Origin of the sequence: Spiroplasma endosymbiont of Megaselia nigra (assembly GCF_003987485.1) — a bacterium.
Taxonomy (GTDB): domain Bacteria; phylum Bacillota_I; class Bacilli_A; order Mycoplasmatales; family Mycoplasmataceae; genus Spiroplasma.
The window spans coordinates 1-1,910 of sequence record NZ_RCOO01000205.1 but is presented as its reverse complement, the minus strand read 5'-3'; the positions used below and the strand labels follow the sequence as shown (position 1 = coordinate 1,910).

Annotated in this window: 2 protein-coding genes; both read right to left on the bottom strand. The window is 24.9% G+C overall.

Annotation, left to right across the window (positions count from 1 at the left end; all coding sequences use genetic code 4):
- Positions 1-138: 138 nt before the first annotated feature.
- Positions 139-675 (bottom strand): hypothetical protein, encoded by a 537-nt coding sequence (locus D9R21_RS06115; RefSeq protein WP_126821499.1) that lies wholly within the window; start codon positions 673-675, stop codon positions 139-141.
- A gap of 177 nt (positions 676-852) precedes the next feature.
- On the bottom strand, positions 853-1,455 hold the full coding sequence (locus D9R21_RS06110) for an FMN-dependent NADH-azoreductase (RefSeq protein WP_126821498.1): 603 nt from the start codon (positions 1,453-1,455) through the stop codon (positions 853-855).
- Positions 1,456-1,910 lie beyond the last annotated feature (455 nt).

The following is a 1,910-nucleotide window of genomic DNA, read 5'->3' as shown; positions in this document are numbered from 1 at the left end:
CTGCAGTATATGTTTTAAATTTTTGTTCTTTTCCTGCCATTAAAAAATGCACCTCCTCTAAAAGTTTAGTAAAGTTCTTTTTTAATTTTACTTACTTTTTGGGGTGCAGTCTTTTCTTTGCTCTTTTTATCTTTCATTTTAAATTTCTTGGTTTTGTTCTTGATGTGTTGCAATATGTTCTTTATAAATTTTTATCGTTTGTTCTTTAGTTAATTTTTCTAATCTTGCTGGTTTAGGTACTACATTTGGGACGTGTTTTATTCCCTCTGTATAAAAAATTGAATTACCTGTTTGTAATATGTTTTCATTTTTGCTATCAGTTTCAGATGAAGGGTTACCAACTTCTAGTCCTGGATTTGCTTTTAATTCAAAAGTATTTAGTTTACTTTTTAAATTACTTAAAGTTTTCTGTGCGACATCAATAATTTCTGGTCCATTTACAATATTTTCTTTATCTTTATCATTGTGAAAATATTGTAAAACTACCCCATTAAATAATTCATTATAAAAATTTTTAATGTCTGATAGTTCTTCTAAGTTTATTATTTCTTTTAAATTATTATCATTTGAGATAACTTCTTGGTATATTTTATATTTTTCATCTAATTCTGCTTTAAAATCTGCATATTCATTAGCAATAACTTTTAAATTATTAATAAATTCGATTCTTTTCATTGCAATTTTCTTTCAATATTGTTTTTAATTATTATTTCATAAATAATAATTAAAGTAATTTATTTTAAAATTAGTTTTAAAATCATATAATTATTAAGTTTATCATAATTTATTAGTACAAACATTAATAAGCAAATAAAAACTCAACAAATGTTGAGTTTTTATTATTTTTGTTAATTAAAATGTTTTAACAACTTTTTGAATTTCTTCATCATATTGGTCAATTAACTCATCTGGACTTAGGGCATTGGTTGAAGCAACTTTCGTTCCTGCAACAAGAATTGGTTTATTAACAGTAGCTCCAACAAATTCTCATGTTCCTTTTAAATATTCGGTGTGATTTCCCCATGGATATCAACCAAAAGGAGCTCCTTGGGTTGTTAAAATTTGTACTTTTAAATGTGGTAATAACCCGATTGCATCACCTTTTTTTGTATATTTATATGAAAATGTTTTATCTGCAACTAACACATGATCTAAGTAATTTTTCATTAATCCAGAAACATTAAAGTTGTTCATTGGACATACAACAATAACTTTTTGCACTTCTTTTAATTGATTAATATAAACATCAGCATCCTCCGCATTAAAATAAGTGCCAAAATTATCACGCGTAAGTGTTTTAAGGGCCATTGGGGTTTCGTTTAAATCTAAAAGAATAATTTCATCGTTTGCATTTGCTGCTTGATAATATTTAAGAAAACGAGCTGCTAAAGCTTTTGAATATGATTTTTCATTAGGGCTAACCGTTCCATAAATTACTAATACTTTATTTGCCATGATTATCGTTCCTTTCTCGTTTTATTTTATCATATTTTATTCTCTAAACTAATTAATAATATTGTTAGGAACTGTTTAAAATGATAATTTTTGATAATTTAAAAAATTTAACAAAATTTTTAAAATAGCAAATCATTTTTAGCATTTTAATAATATAATAATGTTATGAAAAAGAGAAAAAAATATTATGTATGATAAAAAAAGCAAGGTTATTGTTAAAATAACAAATATCACGCCGTTCGGTGCTTTTTGTGAATTAAAAGACGCAGCTGGTTTAGAGTGAACCCCAAAAAGTAAGTATTAGTAAAAAAGGTTTATAAACTTTTATTTATTATATCCTTTTCTTTGCGGCTTGAATATCATTTATTTCATTTTTTAACATCATTAATATATTCGTCATGCGATAAGTAAATATTGTTATGAATTGTTGCTTTTTTTAATAAAGAATGAAAACT